Origin of the sequence: Pseudoalteromonas sp. K222D, from assembly GCF_017653575.1 — a bacterium.
GTDB classification, from domain to species: domain Bacteria; phylum Pseudomonadota; class Gammaproteobacteria; order Enterobacterales; family Alteromonadaceae; genus Pseudoalteromonas; species Pseudoalteromonas nigrifaciens.
The window spans coordinates 1-17,727 of the sequence record NZ_JAGGDL010000054.1 but is presented as its reverse complement, the minus strand read 5'-3'; the positions used below and the strand labels follow the sequence as shown (position 1 = coordinate 17,727).

The 17,727-nt window shown below is 39.5% G+C and carries 18 protein-coding genes and 1 pseudogene; 5 read left to right on the top strand and 14 right to left on the bottom strand.

What is annotated here, in order from left to right:
* From J5X91_RS16845 to J5X91_RS16830, 4 genes and pseudogenes are all read right to left on the bottom strand, one after another.
* Positions 1 to 75: pseudogene (locus J5X91_RS16845) on the bottom strand (Mobile element protein); the annotation flags it as partial.
* Between the two features lie 308 nt (positions 76 to 383).
* Complete coding sequence (locus J5X91_RS16840) at positions 384 to 776, bottom strand: ACT domain-containing protein (protein WP_208835268.1); 393 nt, start codon at positions 774 to 776, stop codon at positions 384 to 386.
* Between the two features lie 19 nt (positions 777 to 795).
* Positions 796 to 1,359 (bottom strand): hypothetical protein, encoded by a 564-nt coding sequence (locus J5X91_RS16835; protein ID WP_197183053.1) that lies wholly within the window; start codon positions 1,357 to 1,359, stop codon positions 796 to 798.
* Position 1,360: 1 nt separating this feature from the next.
* The gene (locus J5X91_RS16830) at positions 1,361 to 1,816 is read right to left on the bottom strand and encodes a YaiI/YqxD family protein (protein ID WP_011329688.1); all 456 of its coding nucleotides are present in this window, start codon (positions 1,814 to 1,816) and stop codon (positions 1,361 to 1,363) included.
* Between the two features lie 119 nt (positions 1,817 to 1,935).
* Between J5X91_RS16830 and J5X91_RS16825 the strand changes: the two genes are divergently transcribed.
* On the top strand, positions 1,936 to 2,460 hold the full coding sequence (locus J5X91_RS16825) for a lipocalin family protein (RefSeq protein WP_089369018.1): 525 nt from the start codon (positions 1,936 to 1,938) through the stop codon (positions 2,458 to 2,460).
* Positions 2,461 to 2,624: 164 nt separating this feature from the next.
* On the opposite strand, the gene J5X91_RS16820 is transcribed toward J5X91_RS16825, so the two are convergent.
* From J5X91_RS16820 to J5X91_RS16810, 3 genes are read right to left on the bottom strand one after another with little or no spacing between them, the layout of a single operon-like run.
* Positions 2,625 to 2,960 (bottom strand): DUF3325 domain-containing protein, encoded by a 336-nt coding sequence (locus J5X91_RS16820; RefSeq protein ID WP_086997225.1) that lies wholly within the window; start codon positions 2,958 to 2,960, stop codon positions 2,625 to 2,627.
* Positions 2,957 to 4,558 carry a PepSY-associated TM helix domain-containing protein gene (locus J5X91_RS16815; protein WP_182684561.1) on the bottom strand — a complete coding sequence of 534 codons (1,602 nt, stop codon included), beginning with the start codon at positions 4,556 to 4,558 and terminating at the stop codon, positions 2,957 to 2,959. Before J5X91_RS16815 ends, J5X91_RS16820 begins: the two co-directional genes overlap by 4 nt.
* The gene (locus J5X91_RS16810; protein ID WP_086997219.1) at positions 4,555 to 4,908 is read right to left on the bottom strand and encodes a hypothetical protein; all 354 of its coding nucleotides are present in this window, start codon (positions 4,906 to 4,908) and stop codon (positions 4,555 to 4,557) included. Before J5X91_RS16810 ends, J5X91_RS16815 begins: the two co-directional genes overlap by 4 nt.
* Positions 4,909 to 5,112: 204 nt before the next feature.
* Between J5X91_RS16810 and J5X91_RS16805 the strand changes: the two genes are divergently transcribed.
* Together J5X91_RS16805 and J5X91_RS16800 are read left to right on the top strand one after the other, a co-directional pair.
* Positions 5,113 to 5,469 (top strand): VOC family protein, encoded by a 357-nt coding sequence (locus J5X91_RS16805; protein ID WP_011329684.1) that lies wholly within the window; start codon positions 5,113 to 5,115, stop codon positions 5,467 to 5,469.
* Positions 5,470 to 5,619: 150 nt separating this feature from the next.
* Positions 5,620 to 6,198 (top strand): uracil-DNA glycosylase family protein, encoded by a 579-nt coding sequence (locus tag J5X91_RS16800; protein WP_208835270.1) that lies wholly within the window; start codon positions 5,620 to 5,622, stop codon positions 6,196 to 6,198.
* Positions 6,199 to 6,365: 167 nt separating this feature from the next.
* Here J5X91_RS16800 and J5X91_RS16795 read toward each other — a convergent pair whose 3' ends face one another.
* Entirely contained in the window at positions 6,366 to 10,421 is a 4,056-nt protein-coding gene (locus J5X91_RS16795; protein WP_208835267.1) for a DEAD/DEAH box helicase, read from the bottom strand.
* Between the two features lie 180 nt (positions 10,422 to 10,601).
* Between J5X91_RS16795 and arfB the strand changes: the two genes are divergently transcribed.
* Positions 10,602 to 11,015: an alternative ribosome rescue aminoacyl-tRNA hydrolase ArfB gene (gene arfB / locus J5X91_RS16790; RefSeq protein WP_011329681.1), complete on the top strand. Its 414-nt coding sequence runs from the start codon at positions 10,602 to 10,604 to the stop codon at positions 11,013 to 11,015.
* A 281-nt stretch (positions 11,016 to 11,296) separates the two neighbouring features.
* Here the strand turns inward: arfB and J5X91_RS16785 are convergent, their stop codons facing one another.
* The 6 genes from J5X91_RS16785 to J5X91_RS16760 all read right to left on the bottom strand — a co-directional run bounded on the left by J5X91_RS16785 (position 11,297) and on the right by J5X91_RS16760 (position 16,607).
* Positions 11,297 to 12,346, bottom strand: a complete 1,050-nt coding sequence (locus J5X91_RS16785) for a DUF2955 domain-containing protein (protein ID WP_179807977.1) — start codon at positions 12,344 to 12,346, stop codon at positions 11,297 to 11,299.
* 10 nt (positions 12,347 to 12,356) lie between these two features.
* A complete protein-coding gene (locus J5X91_RS16780) occupies positions 12,357 to 13,424 on the bottom strand; it encodes an HlyD family secretion protein (RefSeq protein ID WP_179807978.1) in 1,068 nt (355 codons plus the stop codon).
* Complete coding sequence (locus J5X91_RS16775; RefSeq protein ID WP_011329678.1) at positions 13,414 to 13,905, bottom strand: MarR family transcriptional regulator; 492 nt, start codon at positions 13,903 to 13,905, stop codon at positions 13,414 to 13,416. The genes J5X91_RS16780 and J5X91_RS16775 overlap by 11 nt, the downstream gene beginning before the upstream one ends.
* A gap of 230 nt (positions 13,906 to 14,135) precedes the next feature.
* On the bottom strand, positions 14,136 to 15,023 hold the full coding sequence (locus J5X91_RS16770; protein ID WP_208835269.1) for a fused MFS/spermidine synthase: 888 nt from the start codon (positions 15,021 to 15,023) through the stop codon (positions 14,136 to 14,138).
* Positions 15,024 to 15,036: 13 nt separating this feature from the next.
* The gene (locus J5X91_RS16765; protein ID WP_011329676.1) at positions 15,037 to 15,657 is read right to left on the bottom strand and encodes a fused MFS/spermidine synthase; all 621 of its coding nucleotides are present in this window, start codon (positions 15,655 to 15,657) and stop codon (positions 15,037 to 15,039) included.
* A gap of 449 nt (positions 15,658 to 16,106) precedes the next feature.
* Entirely contained in the window at positions 16,107 to 16,607 is a 501-nt protein-coding gene (locus J5X91_RS16760) for a lactoylglutathione lyase family protein (protein WP_011329672.1), read from the bottom strand.
* Between the two features lie 104 nt (positions 16,608 to 16,711).
* Between J5X91_RS16760 and J5X91_RS16755 the strand changes: the two genes are divergently transcribed.
* On the top strand, positions 16,712 to 17,596 hold the full coding sequence (locus J5X91_RS16755; protein ID WP_208835266.1) for a LysR family transcriptional regulator: 885 nt from the start codon (positions 16,712 to 16,714) through the stop codon (positions 17,594 to 17,596).
* The last annotated feature ends 131 nt before the right edge of the window (positions 17,597 to 17,727 follow it).

Genomic DNA, 17,727 nt, shown 5'->3' with positions numbered 1-17,727 from the left:
GCGTACACAGCGCGAAATACAGTGATAGTATTTTGTATCGACCAAACTAACCTGACGTTTTCTTGCGATAGCCATGTGACACCCTGCTTAATTATTGCACTAAAAAGAGCATAGTTAATTACACTGATATTACAAATATTAGGGTGGGTGTCTGTTTAAAGAATTCTAGCCAGAGCTTAGTTAATCATGCTGATATTGCAAATATTAGGATGGGTGTCATCTTAAAGAATTTTTAGCGTCGCTTTTAAAAGCTTTAACATAAGAAAGTTACAAAACGCAGGTCGGTTAAGCTAAGCGCCACCCGAAGAGCGAATGCCACCATCACTCAGATCATTGTATATCAACTTAAAATAGCTCTCATTTAACATTTAAACCAAGCTAGTCTAACCAATCTCTTTCAGCGCATTTAACGCTGCTTGTGCTTTATCTGTTTGTACAAAAATATGGTCATGATAAAACGCAGCTACCACATTAGCGCTAATGCCATGCTCTGTCAGTTTGGCAGATACTGCCGCTGTTAAGCCTACAGCCTCAAGGCTGGAATGTACGTTAAGAGTAATTAAACTATATTTTCCCTCGTAAGTAATTCCTGCTTTATCGGCAGTTTCAGCCTTCAAAATAAGGGTTAGCCCTTCTTCTTCAACGTAAGTAGCAAGTGGGTTTAAATGAACATAATCGGCAAGTGAGCCTGCCAAACAGCAAAATATGTACTCACCTTGTTTAAGCACAGGCTGCATTGATTTTAATAATTCGTTTAACTCTAAAATTCCGGCCATGGTCGTTCCTTACAATGTGTTATTTAGTGACTTTTAGTTGCGCGACAAGCTCGCTCAATCGTGCAATTTTTATATTGCTTAGTTGTCTGTAATCAAAATACGGGCACACAATAATATTATTAATAGCGTCTATTGCAAACTCGTCATCGAGCCAATCAAACTGCGTTTGTAATTTACCGTGTTGGAGTAAATTTTTAGCGTGGGTGCGCCCGGCAATTATGTGCAGTTGGTTTTTATTGCTAGAAGCTTTATCTGCAGAAGTAATAGTAAGATTAGGCGCGCTAAACAGTAGGGCGGTTTTACTGTTTTTTTGAAGTAAAAATTCATCGCGATATTGCTGCCAAGTAGGCGCTTGTTTTGCAAATGAGTAATGCTCACTAGGCAGGGCAAACAATACTTTAGCGTATACGTTAAATACTTTACGCCAACCATTACCGCAATGTTGATTTATAGTATTTATTTGCTCATTAATAACGGGCTCTAGGCTGTTGAGCGTTTCGAAGTAGGGCATTGGCGGGGCCTTTGCTACATACACCGCCACGTTAAATTGCTCGTCACCTAAACCAATTAACTGCTTGCTCAAATTAGCCTGCCTTATTTTGCGCTAAAATACGATCGAGATTATTAGCAAAGTTTTGGCGATCGGTTTGGCTAAGCGGCGGCGGCCCGCCACTCATTTCTACGCCGCTCGAGCGCATGGTATCCATAAAGTCGCGTACATTAAGTATTGAGCGAATATTCTCAGTAGTATAAAGCTCGCCACGCGGATTGAGTGCTTGCCCGCCGTTGTCTATTACTTCACTGGCCAGTGGAATATCGCCGGTGATCACTAAGTCACCTTTAGCAATACGTTTTACTATTTCGTCATCAGCAACATCAAAACCCGAAGACACTTGTAGGCGGCTAATATATTTTGATGGCGGGATACGCATGGCATGATTAGCCACTAATATGGTTTCGGTTTGTGTGCGCTCAGCGGCCCTAAAAAGTATTTCTTTGATAACCACTGGACACGCGTCTGCATCTACCCAAATTTTCATGATTAAATCTTTAAATTGCTCTAGTATTTAATTGATCCTATAGCAATTTTTTTTAATCGGCTAGCAAACTTTATTATAGCTATTACGTAATATTAATAACCATTCAAAAAGGAGCTTAAATGAACAAAATAAAATATTTTTTACTCACCATTACACTATTTTCACTCAGTGCATGTACTAGTCCGCCAGAAGGGATCACTGCGGTTAAAAACTTTGACTTACAAAAATATCAAGGTAAATGGTACGAAATAGCACGGCTAAATCATTCGTTCGAAGAGGGTATGGAGCAGGTTACTGCTAACTATACTATTAATGACGATGGCACTGTAAAGGTAATTAATAAGGGCTATATTACTAAAGAACAACAATGGAAGAATGCTCAAGGCCTTGCAAAATTTGTGGGGGATTCTGACATAGGACATTTTAAAGTATCGTTTTTTGGTCCATTTTATGGGGCTTACGTTATTTTTGAACTTGAGCAAGCTGATTACCAATATGCATTTATAACGAGTTATAACAAAGATTACTTATGGTTTTTATCACGTACGCCACAGGTAGGCGATGAGTTAAAAGAGCACTTTTTAAAAACAGTTAAAGACTTAGGCTTTGCAACTGAGCAAATTATTTGGGTTAAGCAAAAATAAATGTAAAGGGGGTTTACCGTAAATACTTACCGCTAGAACAATTGTAATAACTATTTAAACTTAATGCTCGCAATAACTAAAATGGCAAGCAATGAGCTTACCATTTTAGTTATTTACTACTTATTTAAAACTACATTAGCAGATCAGTATTTTACTAACTTAGCCTAGTTTAATACTAAAAGTAGAGTAGTTAAGGCTGTTACAACCAAATTTAACACACTAAAAACTTTAACAAGCTGAGTTATAAAATTATAAAAAACCATTATAATTAAAGCACTTAGCGACATATAACCACAAAAAAGCAACGCACCATACCCGCCTTGATCATTCACACAAAGGAGCAGACTTAGTAAAATACTGATCCAAGCGGTAACTAGGAGGTATTTTCTTTGTAAATTAGTCGGCCGTTTTTTAAAAATATCTTTAAAATGATTAAATTTAGCCAACGCAAACGCGTTAAAAGCCAGCAAACAGAGGCTAAATTGTAATAACTCCATCATGCTTTTTGTCCTTTTAAGTCAGAACTAGTATTTTTTTTTATCGCTTTTGTAGTTGGCTTGGCAGTACGTAATTTTTCGGTTTGTATAAAAAACAATATGCCTGAGAGTATAAACAGCGCATCAAAGGTGAATAACGCCCACTGTTTATTTATTAAATAACTAACTATATTACCGTTAGTTGTTAGCGCATTAATTACAGGCACTGCTAAACAGGCTAGACCATTTATTGCCGCCATAACTCGCCATTGCACTCTATCACGCTTTATAAGCGCTACAATAGCCACCACAAGCCAGGTTAAAAAGAACGCCAACACTTCTTTATCAGCACGCCCGGCAACTTGTAGGCTAAGTACTCTATTAGCAATAAAAAACGCACAGGTAGCTAAAGGAAGCCCCATTAAAGTAGCTAGGTTTAATCCTTCTACTAATTTTAAGCCAAACGATGGGTGAGCATTTTTTTTCATTCGCTCACGTAAGCGTTTTGCCCACATAATGCAGCCAGAGGCAATCATTACACAACCCGCAATACCTCCTAAAAAGTAGAGCCAACGTAGTAAGGGTTCGGCTAAGCGCCCGGTATGCATTGAGTTTAACGATTCATAAAGCGCTTTACCTGCACTTAGTTCTTCATCGGTTTGGGCTACTAACTCCCCTGTGGCGCCACTAAATATTAACCGCGGCGTTTGGTCACGAAATGCTTTTTGTGGGCTAACTAGTACAGTGATAGTTGATGCTGCCATATTAGGATTACTTACCTGTACACGGCGAATATCAGCATTTGGCCACTTAGTATAAAGTTGATCTAAAATGCTATTTACTTTTACCATAGGCGCTGCACCCTGCGCTTTGTCAGTTACATTATTACGCGGGGTAACATCATTAAAAAAGTCTCGCATACCTTTGTCGTAACTAGTTTCTGCCGGGTAAGGAAACAGCATAAAGATTAAGGTAATTAACCCAGTGTAGGTAATCATTAAATGAAAGGGCAGGGCTAATACTGAGCTTATATTATGAGCGTCGAGCCATGTACGGCTGCCTTTATTGCGCCTAAAGGTAAACATATCTTTAAAAATACGCTTGTGGATCACCACCCCCGACACAATGGCAATCAGCATAAATAAACTTGCAAAACACACAATCCAGCGCGCTGTAATAACATCTATGTAATGTAAATCAAAATGCAGGCGATAAAAAAAGTTACCGCCTTTGGTTTCTCTAAAAGATGCAAGCGGCTGCATAGTATTTGGATCTAATTGCGTGTCTTCAAATTTACTTCTACGCTGGCCCGGCTCTTTAGGTTTTGCAAAGCCGTAGGTTAAGTAAGGTACGCGTTGTTCAGGAAGTGTTATACGCCAATTTGGAGCATTGCTTGCTTGAGCGTTTAGGTAATCAAAACCTGTAATTATTTGCTGTTTTTGGGCACTTATACGATCAGTTTGTGCTTGAATATTATGAATTTCGGGCTGATTCCATAAACTCATTTCGTCTCTAAAAAAGCTCAACGTACCAGAAAAAAAGATCAAATAAAGTAACCAACACACTAATAGCCCAACCCAGGTATGTAACCAGGTCATTGAACGAAAAAAACTATCCTTCATACCCAACCCTTTATTAGTGCTAATAAACTTAATTGTGCTGCAGTAGCTAGTAAAATACTGATCCATACTGTTTTTAATGACTTAACATAAAAAGCGTAAATAAATACCAGCGTATAAATTAAAATACTTAACGACACGCTCATCAAAACTGCATCCGCTTTATTTAGTGGCAAAATAGCGCTCAGTAGCGAACAGCTCACCGCAGTAAAAAAGTAGCCACCGACAATGGCAATTAAAAAGCGTAAACACACTTTAAAAGCATAACTAAAATGGCTTATGTGCTGAAATATCAAAAGCGGCTTTAATAAAAGCAGCTTAGTTGACCCTAAACTAAGTGATGAAGCCTGCATAATGAGTCAATCCCTTAAATATGGCGAAAAATAAAAGTGCTATTATATAGTTTATGAATGCAAAAGATAGTGATTCCTATTTGCATGCGTAAATTAACTTTAACTTAGTATAATATTGATCCCAAATACGCTTAAGCGCCTTGCTTGGTAGTTAACTTAGGTTTATGGTTAATTTACCCTTTAAAAATAGTAAGTAGAATAATGATGAATAATCACGAAAAGCTAAACTATGTAGAGTTTCCAGCCGCTAATTTAACCGCAACTAAAGCGTTTTTTAGCCAAGTTTTTAATTGGCAATTTACCGACTACGGCCCAGACTACACGGCTTTTAGCGGGCAAGAGCTTAATGGTGGGTTTTACCAATCGCCGTTAAAATCGAGTACTGAAGAGGGTGGGGCGCTATTGGTTTTTTACAGCAGCGATATTCATGCAACACAAAGAAAAGTAACCTTATACGGCGGTAAAGTAATTAAACCTATTTTTGAATTTCCTGGCGGTTGTAGGTTTCATTTTACCGAGCCAAGCGGTAATGAGTTTGCAGTATGGGCTGAAAAACACTAGGTTATATAACAGGTTAAGTGCATAACCAGTAATAGATCACTATTATACTAACTAGTAGTTAGGCACGCTAAAATAAACCGATTTTTTATCAACTCAATACCACAAATAACGAATAGAGGCCTAAATTTGAGTGAAAAACAGTCAAAAAAGATAGAATTGAATGAATTAGTAGCTCAAGTTAGTAAATGCGTGATCTGCGAGCCGCAATTACCGTTAGGAGCGCGCCCCGTTATACAATTTAACCCTAACGCCCGAATATTAATTGCAGGCCAAGCGCCCGGTATAAAAGTACACCAAAGCGGTATACCGTTTAACGATCAAAGCGGTGAACGCCTAAGGCAGTGGTTAGGGCTTACTAACGATCTGTTTTATGATGCCAATAACATTGCAATTTTACCTATGGGGTTTTGCTATCCGGGTAAAGGCAAGCCGGGCGATTTACCACCACGTAAAGAATGTGCCCCAGCTTGGCGCGCGCAGCTTTTAGCCGCCTTGCCTAATTTACAGCTCACTATTGTGCTAGGTAAGTATGCTCAGGCTTATCATTTACCCGACACTAAAAAGCTACCGCTTACTGAGTTAGTAAAATCGTGGCGTGACTATTGGCCAAGCCATTTAGTACTACCACACCCCAGCCCGCGTAATAATATTTGGCTTAAAAAGAATCCTTGGTTAGAACAGGAGGTACTGCCAGAGTTAAAAAAACGCGTAGCAGAGGTATTATTGTAGGCAAGTAGCTTGTTGCCGCGCACACCTAATACAAACATTTAAATAATTATATTTTCGTTGAAAATATCGCGCCTGCAAGCTTAGCAACTTCGAGTAAACCTATGGCTGTGTTTAAAGTTTATTGTAAGTGCGACTTTAAATCGCACTTAGTACTAAACGCTTTATTTTTACTGATTTTGCAACAAAGACAATAACTGATCTTTTGATAATTGCCCGGTGTTGCTGCTGCCGCTAAGTACTTTGTCGGCAAGGGCTTGTTTGTGCTCATGCAGTTGCAGTATTTTTTCTTCTATGGTGTTTTGCGCAATTAAACGATACACGGTTACAGGGCGTGTTTGCCCTAAGCGGTGCGCTCTGTCGGAGGCTTGCTGCTCAACCGCGGGGTTCCACCAAGGATCTAAGTGCAGCACATAGTCGGCGGCAGTTAAATTAAGCCCGGTGCCGCCAGCTTTTAAACTAATTAAAAATAAAGGCGCCTCACCTGCCTGAAACTTATCAACCTGTTGCTTGCGTTTATTGCTGCTCATGCTGCCATCAAGGTAACAATATGCTATACCGCGTTTTTTTAGTCGCTGTTCAACTAATTTAAGTACATCAACAAACTGGCTAAAAATAAGTGCTTGGTGATCATTTTCAAGTAATTCTTCAATTATTGCTTCGGCGGTGTCGAGTTTGCTTGAAGGTAACTTACTGTTTTCAATTAATAACTGCGGAGCAATACACGCACGGCGCAATTTAGTTAATGACGCCAATATAGTAATGTATTGGCTGTCTTCTTGGCTGGCTTGCTCAAGCGCGTTTAAGCGAGTGGCTTCGTAAAGGGCTTGCTCTTTATCGCTGAGCGCAAAAGTAAGGTTTATTTCGGTTTTATCGGGTAACTCGGTAAGTACCGTTTTTTTATTACGGCGTAAAATAAACGGCGCAATTAATGTTTTTAACGTATCAGCCTGCTGCTGATTTTTATCGGCATTACCAAAGCGCTTTTTAAACTCAGCTAATGAATGTAAAAAACCCGGCATTAAAAAGTTAAATAAGCTCCACAGTTCACCTAAATGATTTTCGATAGGTGTGCCCGAAAGCGCAACTTTAAACTGGCCATTAAGTGCAAAAGCAGCTTTAGCGCGAAGGCTTAATGGATTTTTAATGGCTTGTGCTTCGTCTAGTACAATATTGGCAAATTCGTACGCAGCTAATTGATCCCCTATTAAAGGTAATAAGCCATAACTAACAATTACTAGGTCATTAGCGGTAGCACCGGCTAGCACCTCATCAGTTGCGGCTGCATTATCAATAGTTTTAATATTGAGGGTAGGGGTAAATCGCGCAGCCTCTACCTGCCAGTTATGACATACCGATTTTGGCGCTATAACTAAGCTGGCACCTAAAGCACTGCGCATTTGTAATACGTTGAGTGTTTGTAGCGTTTTACCTAAGCCCATATCATCGGCTAAACAGGCATTTAACCCCCAGTTAGCCAGTTGCATTAACCATTTTACGCCAACCACTTGGTAGTCGCGTAATATATTAACTAAATGCGCGGGTAATACAGGTTCACTTGGGCGCTCAAATTTAGCTAAGCGCTGTTGCCAGTTTGCACCAAAGCTAACATCACTCAATTCTGCAGCACTGTGATACAAAGGAAGAGCGCGCGCATTAGCAATACGAAGTTGATCGTCGGGGGCGTTTTTAGTTTTACTTTGCATGCCCTCTAAGCGATTTAATAAGTTAGTTAGGCGCTGATCTAATAATAACGAGTTATTTTCGTCAAACTCTATAATACTGCCACGACGCGGGGCTTTAAGGAGTGTTTGCAAAGCAATAATTTGACCATCGGGGAGCGATAATTTACCACTAACACTGAGCCAATCGTTATCATCATTTAAATTAAGAGAAAGGTGCTTACTATTGGCAACCTTCATACCTTGGGCGTTTTCATCCCAACTTAATACTAGTGCGTTGTCTTTTTGCGCGGCTTCTAATTGTATTATGGCTTGGCTAATATCTTCTGGTAAATAAAACTGCTGATGCGCGCTGTTATACTGCGGATGCTCTTGATCGGCAAATACGCCAGCTAAATTACTAAGTAGATTTTTTAAAGCGCGTTTTTCTGCTTTTAAATCACGTTTTACAACGCTGTTATCGGCTTGCTCGTTATCGCTATAGGCTAAGGTTATTGCGCCTATTGCGGGCTCAACCCATGGGCCGTCAACACCAAATGGCATAGTATAAAAGTTAACGTCTATACCCATTGGGGTTAACTTAATTACTGCGGCTAAATCAACAAGCCCTTGGCGCACGTTATTAACCGCAGAAAACTCGCTGCGGCTACTGCTAATATAATGATCCTCCGACAAGGCCTCTAATGCCGCATTAAGTTGTGGCAGTTTTTCTTCTGTTAAGTTATTAGGTTGCTGAGCAAGCAGGCTATTTAGTTTGTGTTGTTTGTCGTCTACTACAAATACTTGGTAACTATTAGCGTGGCTGTGGGTAAGTAAAAAGTCGCCGTCTATGTCGGTAATTTTAGGCTGTATAATTAATTGGTAACAGTCGTTAATATTTTGCCCAATTTCAATTATAAACTCACCTTTGTTAAGCGTAACTAAGTTACCTTTAATATCCTCAAGCCCTTTGAAGTTAATTAGCGCTTGCAACACTGCGCTGGTTGCTTGTACTTCACTGTAACCAAAGCCCGCATGATTACTAATTACTTGCACTAAATTATGATCGGCTGGGCTAAGTAAATGTCGGTATTGATCATCGTCAAGATCATAAATATTTACTTTACGGCCTTTAGTCCATTCGCCTTTGCTGTTGTGTTTTTGCACTTTAGCTTGAATAATTGGCAGGTCTAAATGGGTAAGGTCGAGCTGCCAAACTAGGCGCTCATTTTGCGCTGGAGTGTCTATTTTGCTTATTTCATTTAACCAACGCTGCCATTGTGGCACGCGTTTAAAATGCTGTAATAAACCGGTATCTGGCAATGGCGTATCGTGCGTTAGCCAATTTGCTAAATGCGTGCATTGCTCACCTAGCCAGTGCTGATGCTGTTGGCTTGAATGAATTAATTGGCTCAGCAGTTTACTGTTGTCTCTAAGGGTATTAATTTGCTCTTCGCTACCGTGCTTTATTAACGCCAGTAATAGGCAAAAAAGAGGCGCTAGTGCGTTTGGGTTTGCCTGTAGGTTTGCAATCGTATCGTGTAGTAAGCGCTGCTCAAAACTTATTACTTGTTCGGGTGCTAGTAACAAAAACTCAATGGCTTGCGTTGTACTACTGAGCTCGCCGAGTTGTTTGTTATACCAATTTTTATGTGTTTTTAGCTGTTTTAAATCAGCTTCTGTACCACTGGCATATAAACACACCATATACAGTAAACCGCTTATTTCACACGGATAGCTACCCTTAACAAAGGTTTTACGATAAAGCGTTAACCCCGTTTTAAATTGTTGCAGCGCTAATTCTAAATGAGTGCCGTCAATGGCAAGGCTATTAGCCTGACTAAATATTGCTAAGTTACTGTGCGACTTATCAATGAGTAGTTCATTATAGTCAGGTTGTTGCAGCAGCGTAGCTAAGCTTTCGTTTAAATAAATTCGCTTACTTGGCTCAATAGCAGTTGCAGTACTTTTTACTATTGATGGCCATGAATGCTCAGCTGTTAGATTAAAAAACTCACCGCGAATAAAATGCTCTAAACATATTTGTTGCCACTGCGCGGGTAAAGCTAACCAAAGCTGCTTACTGTATTTTGATTGTGCTAGTAAATTAATAAAGTGATGATCAATTTCAGGCTCTGCAGATGACGCTAACGGTGAGCCTTCACTTTTTTCAATGCTATTAAATAGTTCAAACATAAACATTAAAGCACTGTCGTTAAAGCGGTATATAGTGGTTATTTGCGTTAAAAAGTTTTTAATTAAGCCAGGGCAGTACTCTAACAAACTTACAATTGCATATACGATGGCATCAATAGAAAGTTTATGATTTTGCCTAAACGGTTGCTCCCAAACCAGTGATTGTTCTTCTAACTCGCGGGTAATTTTTTTTACTTCGGCGAGTGAAAACGAATACCCGTTTATAAAATGATTAAATAGCAGTTTAGAAAATAGCTGAGGCGAATTTTGGTAGCTGTAAGATGAAGAACTTAAAAGTAAACTTAATAAAACACAAAGCTTTTTTTGATCATCAATCGTGGTTACTGGGGCAAAAGTAGATAAAGACATAAAACACTAAAATAAACACAAGATAACTGAGTATATACTCCCGCGCCTTTAGGTTACAACCTAAAGGGCTGCTTAACCGTTAAGGGTTAAATTTACGCCAATTAATAGCTGCTTACCTTGATTTGGGTATAGTTAATTACAAATGGTATACTAGATTTTTATAAAAACTAGCTGAGTCTAATGTTAACTATTTCAAATACCGTGACCATTGATGAATGGGAAGTCGAATTAACCGCAGTTCGCTCGCAAGGTGCCGGTGGACAAAACGTTAATAAAGTAGCCAGCGCTATCCATCTTCGTTTTGATATTAACCGCTCTAAATTACCCGACTTTTATAAAGAACGTTTACTTGCACTAAACGACAGCCGCATAACCAAAGACGGCGTATTAATAATAAAAGCGCAAAGCCACCGCACACAAGAGCTTAATCGCGAAGATGCATTTAAACGCTTAAAAGATCTAATTATTAGCGCAACTAAAGTAAATAAAGCCCGCAGAGCCACTAAACCGAGCCGTAATTCGCAGCGTAAACGCATGGATAAAAAAACCAAACACGGCCAAACCAAAGCGTTACGCGGCAATATTAAGCTTTAAAAGTAAGGCGTTGAGCTTCGGATTACGAGTATTGGGCGACGAGCCTATTCCTAGTACACGTAGGCGTTAAGCTTGCTGACGCGCGGGCGAAGCCCGAATATTTTCTTGATATAAGACTTCTTCTTTTTCTGATATCTATTTTATATGCGTCTGTTTTTTGTGTAATAGCCCATTAAGTAAATTATTCACAAAAAAGGGATGAGGCGCTGCGCTTTAAAGAAGAAAGGGAAGTGGGCTGCAAGCTCAGCGCTTGTAACCCAAAATCAGCATCGATGTTAACGCTAATCGTAGGTATGATGGCGTGTAGTATTAAATTTATTTAATAATCTATGCATCGCATACACCGCACTTAAGCTAATAACAACAGCCACTGTCACAGAGCTAAACCTATACAGCGCACTGTAAATCAAGTCTTGCCCCGGGGCTAACGACTGCCCAAATAAAATACCAAACGTGGTTAAAACACCAAAGCCAATGCCCGGCGGCCCCCCACCTAAAATATGAAAACGACTAAATATAAACGATAAAATCCACAACACAATAACAGGAAACAGTAAAAAGTCGGTATGGGTGTATAAAAATAGCTGCGACAAAAGTGCGGCATTACAGCCTATAAGCGTGCCAATTATACGCTGCCAACTGGCTATGCCTGCGGCTTTCCAACATAACGAAAATAAAATTAAAATAGATGCCGCCTGCGCCGAAATAGAGTCTTGTAAATCCAGTGCCTGAAAAACAATAAACGATAACGAAGCCACGCTTGAGCACAACAGCACTTCGTGACGAATACTTGCTTTATCTTTTGTTGGCACTGCACGCCCAGGGCGCGCAGTAACATCGGGAAATAAACCATGCATCAATGCTGCAATTACTACAGTTAAAATAATGGCTATACCGTTACTTAAAATAAGCGGATAAATACTGCTACTACCAGTTACATAGCTGGCAAAGTGTAATTGAATCGATAAACTAACCGCACCTAAGGCACCAAATAAAAAGCCACTTCCGCTACTCATTTGGTAAAATAAAATACAAAAGCAGGCAAATACAATCAGTACCATAAGTACCGGCAAGTGCGAAAATAACCCCTGCAATATAAGCACAACAAGCGCGCTAAATGCGGCACTGGCAAAAAACTGCCTAACCACAGATTTATTTAACGTTGGCACTAAACCTAATAGCAACATGGGGTAAACAGTAAAAAAAATCCCATTTGGCCAGTTCATTAATTTACTAATAGCAAACCCTAACGTGCATCCGCCGGCAATACGCAGCGCTTGGCGTAGGCCGTTAGAGTCAAGTTGTGGAGACTGGCTAATTTTTTGACTCATTTTGCCTCCACTAATAAATATAATGTAACCAGCTAATAAAACGTATTTGTGATGCGCCTAACCATTGTCCAAATTTTGACTCAGGAAGTAGTTGCACCGTAGCACGCGCGCCACTAGGCATATTAGCAATTAGCGCTTGATCGTTTTTTAATAACTGCAAATGAATACGTTGGCGCTGTGCGTCGCGTACCCAACGGTTACTGGTTTCGGTAGTGCTTAGCAAGCCATTGGCACTTAATTGGCCATCGCTTACACCCGCTTCAAAGGTACTAATTTTTGCGTCGTATACTTCACCGGGGCGGCTATCAAAAACCACTTTTGCTAAACTACCTGGGTGCATATTAAGCAGTGATTTTTCACGAAAGTCGGCTACTAAATCAGCCTTTTTAGCCACAATAGCTAACAAAGGTTGGCCACTAAGAGCATAAGCACCGTCAAGTAATTGCAAGTTGGCAACCACACCATCGCTTAAAGCACGTACTTGTGTGTACGATAAGTTAAGCTCAGCTTGCGCTAACTGATTCGCTCCATGGCGCAGCGCTAAGTTATCCTCCCCTGATGTGCCACGCGCTAAAACAGCTTCGGCTAATTGCGCTTCAAAAGCCGCTACGTTTGATTTACTTGCAGCAAAGTTAGCCCGAATACTCTCCAGCTCTTGTTCCGATATAGAGTTTTGCTTATAGAGCTTTTCGCCTCTACTTTTTAATAAGCTTTGCTCATGTTGTTTTGCTTTAGCTGCACTAATTTGTGCCTCAAGCGCTTTAACATTAGTATCAAGGCGTTTATTTTGTAATTTGGCATCATCGAGGGTTAGTTTAGCTTGTTCAACAGCCAGTAAGTAAGTACTTTGATCTATCTCAAACAATATATCACCAGCCTTTACCGGTTGGTTATTGCTAACTAACACCTTAGTAACACGGCCACTTATTTGCGGTGAGATTTGTACTACTGGGTGGTAAACACGCGCTTGTGGCGTTACTGGCAGCCAAATATCGGCTATAACATAGTATAAAAACACTAAAATGAATCCAACGAGTGAAAGCCTCACATAGCGCGCAAATTTTTGATCAGGTGTCATTGTTAACCTTATTAGAACTGTGATATTTAATATAATTTTTTGCGTTGTCTTCCATTTTAATTAAACCATGAGCCATTACATCTAACTGCTCATCGTTTAGTCCATTATAAAGCTGATTTTTAATATCAGTGATCTGTGCCTCTACCGCCTTTAATATATTGCGGCCTTGCTCTGTAAAATAAATTTTTTTACTGCGCTTATCGTGCTTATCAACTTGACGGGTAATAAGAGTAAGCTCTTCGAGTTGCTTGAGGGTACGCGTAAGCGACGGCATTTCTATGCCTAAACTATGCGCCAACGCTTGTTGAGTTACTCCCTCTTTCAGCATATTTATATGCACCAAAGCAATCCAACGCGATTGAGTTAAGCCTAGCGGCTCAACGGCAACTGTAACAACTTCTCGGCATAATCTATGCACTCGACCCATACTGCCACACAAGGTTAAATCGAGTGTTTCATGAAAAGGAACCGGTTTAGACATTTCAACCTCTAACTACTTAGCATGCTAAGCACTTTACCATTAGTTAGCATGCTAAGTAAATATTTAGCTAGGGTTTAGTAAAGGTTTAGCCGCTAAAACACTAGGGGTTGTTGATCTTTTAAGATTTAATTTGCAGCGTTATATTTGGTTTTAAGTAAGGCAGAGCCTGTGTAGTGTGGTTACTCCTATAAAAAGGCGATAACCACACATAAATACCAAACACGCCTAGGCTAAAAGTTAAGTAGGTTAGCAGGGGAGTATTGATCGGTAAGGACTTTTGTATTTTCAGGCCAATCGTGATTATTTTTTGTAAAGTGCAGCATTTGGCTAATAGCTTTAATATTTACACCGTAAGGCAATAGCTGAGGGGTTAACTCACTTACGCGTTTATTTATATGCGCTTGGGTAAGGGTACTTTTATTGCCGGCTAAAATAATACGATTACTGTGGTTTTTTCGGCTAACGTTAATAAAGTCGCCAAAAACAGCGTTATAAGTGGCCGACTCGTGCTCGTACAGTTTGCTCGATGAAAACGTATTGGCCGCAATAACGCCGTCACTCGCAAGCACACTTTTTAACTCTTCAAAAAACTCTTTAGTTAGTAAATGCTCGGGAATGTAGTCGCCATTAAATGCATCTAAAATTATCCAATCAAACTGCTGTTTTTTAAGCGCCGCACGTTTTATAAAAATACGACCGTCTTGTACTTTTGCCGTTACCTTAGTACTTTCTTTAAAATTAAAGTAATCGCGGGCCACTTTAATTACCGCAGGATCTATTTCAATATTTTCGATTATTGCCTTAGGGTAAAGCTCTGAAATGGTGTTAGACAAAGTGCCACCGCCTAAACCAATAATAAGTACTTTTTTAGGATCTTCTATTAGCAACAAGCTTGAAAACACCAATTTAGTGTAATTAAAAACTAACTTTTTTGGCTCGTTAATATACATGCAACTTTGACTACTTTGGCTAGATTTTTCATCAAACTTTAAACAGCGTAAATTACCGGTTTCTTCCACTAATATATTACGATAAAGCGAGCGCTCGCTATGTATTGTTTTAGCCACACTTAAGTGTGAAAACAACAAGCTTAATAACATCAGCACATATAAAACCATGTAAAAATTGCTTTTATGCATAACGACGCTCCGCTAAAAATAGTTTATTTACCAGTATGGCTAGTAAGCCTAATACCGCTAAAGTTAAGGCAAAACCAATTATTATGGCGTTTACGTCAAACGCGAGCACCATATAAAATGAGGTAATAATAGTGCCTAGTGCGCTGCCCAAGGTACTTACAAAATATAACCCGCCAGCAACTTGGCCGCTGTGTTCGCTGTCGGTAACTAAAAGCCGAACCGAGTAAGGGGAGATCATACCTAATATAATAGTAGGAACAAAAAATAATGCCGTAGAGGCGAGTAACGAGCCATAGCGGCTGTCTTCAATGTGAGTAAAAATAAATTCCATTATCGGGTTAGCAAATAACGCAATGGGCAACACCATAATGCTTGCCAGTAAAAAAATACTCCCGTACTTGGCTAGGCTAGGGCGCTTAATTGACATTTTACCGCCAAGTAAATAACCAAACGATAGGCTCAGCATAAATACCGTAATTATACTGCCCCAAATATGTACGCTACTACCAAAAAACGGCGCTAAAATACGCCCACCTAATAGCTCAATTCCCATAATACTAAAGCCACTACTAAAGGCCAAAAAGTAAATAAGTGCATTGGTTTTGTTTAACATTTTATAATTCTTATCGTGTTATTTTTGTCCATATTAACGTGATGCTCAATAACTGGCTATGCTTTATTTTTATACTGTAAAGGGCGTTTACAGTACTGCCCCAAATGAAGCAGCTAAGGCAACCAACTAAAACCCAATTAAGTAGACACCCACTTTAAAAACCAGTGATTATTTAACCAAGAATAGTTTTACTCAAATATTGATAATAAGTGTAGGTGTCTACTTAACTCTCTATCTGAAATAATTATCTAGACACCTAACTATCTGAATACCCACTTTAAAACCAATGATTATTCAACTAAGAATGGCTTTGTTCAAATATCCTAAATTCGGATAATAAGTGTGGGTGTCTACTTAATTTTATGGGTGTCTACTTAATTTTAGGCAATAAAAAAGCTGCAGTAGCTTACTGCAGCCTTTATATATTTTAATACTAGCTACACACTAACTTAGTATGCACCGGCGCTATAAATAAGTTCGTAGCTGTGGCTGTATATTTCTAGGATATTACCAAACGGGTCTTCCATGTAGATCATGCGGTATGGTTTTTCACCTGGGTAGTAGTAACGTGGCTCGGCCATACGTTTTTTACCACCGGCTGCTACAATACGCTCTGCTAGGCCTTCAACATCTGGGTCTTGCACACAAAAATGAAAAATACCGGTTTTCCAATATTCAAAGTTATCTTTTGGGTTTTCTTGGTTTTTAAATTCAAAAATTTCTACACCAATACGATCGCCTGTAGATAAGTGCGCTATTTTAAATTTTTCCCATTTTTCACCAAACACTTCAGTACACATTTCGCCTATTGGGCTTTTGTCTTCGAGTATTTCGGTTGGCTCCATAATAGTGTACCAACCCATAACTTGGGTATAAAACTCTACTGCTTTTTCAACGTTTGGTACCGAAATACCAATATGCGAAAAACTACGTGGATAGGTATGACTCATAATAATGTTCCTGCTTATCTTGTTACTGGTTAATGCGTTTAGTTTACGAAGCCAGTTAAATTAAGTAAAATAATCATTAATCATCATTTTGAGTACATTTTGTAATGATAAATCCCATATGGTTAAATACGTTTTGTACTTTGGTTGAGGTAAACCACTTTACGCAAACAGCCGATCGCCTCCACATGACCCAGTCGGGTGTAAGCCAACACATTAAAAAATTAGAGCAGCACGTTAACTGTGCTTTGCTAGAAAGACACGGCAAACAGTTTTCGCTTACTGTGCATGGGCAAAATCTATATCAACAAGGCAGTTTATTACTTAAAGAGTGGCAGTTTTTAGAGCAGCAATTAAAAGACGACTCGCCTTACAGCGGTAAAGTAAAAATACAGTCGCCTGGTAGTTGTGGATTGCAGTTTTATAGCCAGTTATTAGCTTTGCAAACAAAGCACCAAGGGCTGAATATTGACTACCGCTTTGCGCCAAATATAAGTGTTGAGCAGGCTGTAGCTAACTATAATGCCGACATTGGTTTTTTAACCCAAGCACCCACACTTAGCGAAGTAACCAGCCATAAAATAGGTACAGAGCCGTTACTATTAGTTACCCCTGCACATATTAAAACCCCAACATGGCAAGCTTTATGTGAACTTGGCTTTATTGCTCACCCCGACGCTAAACACCATGCGCAACTTTTGTTGAGCGAAAACTACCCGCAGTTTGAACATTTAGAGCAAATAAAACACACCGGTTTTTCTAATCAAATTAGTTTAATACTGGATCCGGTAAGCTTAGGCCTGGGCTTTACTGTGTTACCTGCGCATGCAATAAGTGCGTTTAATAAGCCTAAACTTATACAAACTCATTATTTGGCAAACCCTATAAGTGAAAATATTTACATGTGCCACCATCGCAACAGGCCATTAGTAAAACGTATGCATACAGTAATTAACACATTGACATCCTCCACCACCTCACCAAGCGCCTGAAAAAGTTCAGGAAAGGAGGGGGATTCCGATTAGTTTAAAACCATCGGGGCCTTGTGATCACTCATAAGGCAAGTTCCTGCTTCAACAAGCTGACTAATGTCAATCTCTCCACAGGCTAGAACGCGATGACC

What these genes read in the sequence shown, in the direction of transcription:
- J5X91_RS16825 (WP_089369018.1), top strand. Translation starts at nt 1,936, where the DNA reads ATGAACAAAATAAAATATTTTTTACTCACCATTACACTATTTTCACTC.
- J5X91_RS16820 (WP_086997225.1), bottom strand. Translation starts at nt 2,960, where the DNA reads ATGATGGAGTTATTACAATTTAGCCTCTGTTTGCTGGCTTTTAACGCG.
- arfB (WP_011329681.1), top strand. Translation starts at nt 10,602, where the DNA reads ATGTTAACTATTTCAAATACCGTGACCATTGATGAATGGGAAGTCGAA.
- J5X91_RS16815 (WP_182684561.1), bottom strand. Translation starts at nt 4,558, where the DNA reads ATGAAGGATAGTTTTTTTCGTTCAATGACCTGGTTACATACCTGGGTT.
- J5X91_RS16840 (WP_208835268.1), bottom strand. Translation starts at nt 776, where the DNA reads ATGGCCGGAATTTTAGAGTTAAACGAATTATTAAAATCAATGCAGCCT.
- J5X91_RS16810 (WP_086997219.1), bottom strand. Translation starts at nt 4,908, where the DNA reads ATGCAGGCTTCATCACTTAGTTTAGGGTCAACTAAGCTGCTTTTATTA.
- J5X91_RS16760 (WP_011329672.1), bottom strand. Translation starts at nt 16,607, where the DNA reads ATGAGTCATACCTATCCACGTAGTTTTTCGCATATTGGTATTTCGGTA.
- J5X91_RS16830 (WP_011329688.1), bottom strand. Translation starts at nt 1,816, where the DNA reads ATGAAAATTTGGGTAGATGCAGACGCGTGTCCAGTGGTTATCAAAGAA.
- J5X91_RS16805 (WP_011329684.1), top strand. Translation starts at nt 5,113, where the DNA reads ATGAATAATCACGAAAAGCTAAACTATGTAGAGTTTCCAGCCGCTAAT.
- J5X91_RS16785 (WP_179807977.1), bottom strand. Translation starts at nt 12,346, where the DNA reads ATGAGTCAAAAAATTAGCCAGTCTCCACAACTTGACTCTAACGGCCTA.
- J5X91_RS16795 (WP_208835267.1), bottom strand. Translation starts at nt 10,421, where the DNA reads ATGTCTTTATCTACTTTTGCCCCAGTAACCACGATTGATGATCAAAAA.
- J5X91_RS16780 (WP_179807978.1), bottom strand. Translation starts at nt 13,424, where the DNA reads ATGACACCTGATCAAAAATTTGCGCGCTATGTGAGGCTTTCACTCGTT.
- J5X91_RS16770 (WP_208835269.1), bottom strand. Translation starts at nt 15,023, where the DNA reads ATGGTTTTATATGTGCTGATGTTATTAAGCTTGTTGTTTTCACACTTA.
- J5X91_RS16775 (WP_011329678.1), bottom strand. Translation starts at nt 13,905, where the DNA reads ATGTCTAAACCGGTTCCTTTTCATGAAACACTCGATTTAACCTTGTGT.
- J5X91_RS16755 (WP_208835266.1), top strand. Translation starts at nt 16,712, where the DNA reads ATGATAAATCCCATATGGTTAAATACGTTTTGTACTTTGGTTGAGGTA.
- J5X91_RS16765 (WP_011329676.1), bottom strand. Translation starts at nt 15,657, where the DNA reads ATGTTAAACAAAACCAATGCACTTATTTACTTTTTGGCCTTTAGTAGT.